A 1,706-nucleotide genomic window follows, 5' to 3' on the forward strand; every position below is an offset into this window, starting at 1 on the left:
ACCTGACTTGCACAGGTGACCGGTGATTTCACGGTGTCGTGGAATGTTTGTGCTGGTAAGGGAGTTATCACTCGCGCTTTTGGGTAACTAAATTCGACACTAAAATGGGACCATGAGCCCATTCGTGCGTAAGGTCCCCACAGCGTCCGGGGCCACCGCAGTGCAGATCGCTGACAAAACAGGTGGACGCTACCGCATCGTCGAGCACCTCGGTTCTGCCCACACCCCCGAGGAACTCGCAGCACTCATGGCTCTTGGCCGCGACAAACTCTACCCCGGCCAAGGAATCCTCGACTTCGACCACACCGACAAACCAGCCACAGCACCCGCGGTCGTGAAGTCGAGTCGGTCGCAAGTCATCGTCGATACGATCCGCGCCGCCTACCAACGGTTAGGGTTCGACACTGTTGATGACGAAGCCTTCTTCCAACTCGTCCTCGCCCGCCTGATCGAACCCACCTCGAAATCCGATAGCGTGAGAGTCCTTTCCGAGCTCGGTGTTGATGTCGTTCACCGCAACACGTTCCTGACCTGCCTCAAACGCGCCCGCGACCACAACTATCGCGACCAGATCGCAGCGAAGTGTTTCGACTACTCAGTGGCTACGACCGGGATCAGTCTGTTGCTCTACGACGTCACCACCTTATATTTTGAGGCTGAAAAGGAAGACAGTCTGCGAAAGGTCGGATACTCCAAAGAACGCCGAGTCGATCCACAGATCGTTGTCGGACTCCTCGTTGATCGAACAGGGTTCCCGTTAGAGATCGGGTGCTTCGAAGGCAACAAAGCAGAGACCCACACGATCATTCCCGTGATCAAACGCTTCCAAGACCGCCACCAAGTATCGGACATGGTCGTGGCTGCCGATGCCGGAATGCTCTCGTCGAAGAATTTGACTGAACTCGATGACGCAGGCCTGCGGTTCATTGTTGGTTCCAGGCAGGTCAAGGCCCCGCACGACCTGGCAACGTTTTTCGCCTGGAACGGCGAGTGGGCCGATGACCAGACCGTCATCGATACGATCACTCCTCGTGGCCAGAAACGACTTGCCCCACACCGAACACAAACGAGGTCGGAACCCGTCTGGGACGCGGAGTCGTTTCCGGATGCGTGGCGGGCGGTGTGGCAGTACCGACGCAAGAGAGCGATGCGTGACGAACAGACTCTGAATCTGCAGCGCAACCGAGCTATCAGCATCATCGAGGGAGACTCGCAACCGAAATCAGCGAGGTTCGTCAAAACCAAGGGAGCGGAGAAGGTCTTCGACGAGAAGGCCTATGACCGGGCGATGAAGCTCTCCGGGTTCAAGGGATACGTCACCAATATTCCAAAGACCATCATGCCGGCAAGGGAGGTCATCGGCAGCTATCACGACCTCTGGCATGTCGAACAGTCGTTTCGGATGTCGAAAACAGATCTGAACGCACGGCCGATGTTTCACCGGACCCGGGACGCGATCGAGGCTCATCTGACGGTCGTGTTCACTGCTTTGGGTGTGGCGAGGTTTATGCAAGACGCGTCAGGGGTGTCGTTGAAGAAGATCATCACGACGTTGCGTCCGTTGCGGGAGTTCACTGGCGTCATTGGTGATCAGGAGATCACGTTCGCCCCGGATATCCCGCCGGCGGCGAGAGAACTCCTCGACGCGCTACCGACTGGCCAATCACCTTGACTCCGCCAGGGTAACTAAACCTGTGCAACTCAGG

At 57.2% G+C, this 1,706-nt stretch carries 1 protein-coding gene; it reads left to right on the forward strand.

Features of this window, described 5'->3' with window-relative positions; all coding sequences use genetic code 11:
• The first annotated feature begins 112 nt into the window (after positions 1 to 112).
• On the forward strand, positions 113 to 1,672 hold the full coding sequence (locus INT40_RS20260; protein WP_029417779.1) for an IS1634 family transposase: 1,560 nt from the start codon (positions 113 to 115) through the stop codon (positions 1,670 to 1,672).
• Positions 1,673 to 1,706 lie beyond the last annotated feature (34 nt).

Origin of the sequence: Brevibacterium sp. FME17 (assembly GCF_014897515.1) — a bacterium.
Taxonomy (GTDB): domain Bacteria; phylum Actinomycetota; class Actinomycetes; order Actinomycetales; family Brevibacteriaceae; genus Brevibacterium.

What these genes read in the sequence shown, in the direction of transcription:
- INT40_RS20260 (WP_029417779.1), top strand. Translation starts at nt 113, where the DNA reads ATGAGCCCATTCGTGCGTAAGGTCCCCACAGCGTCCGGGGCCACCGCA.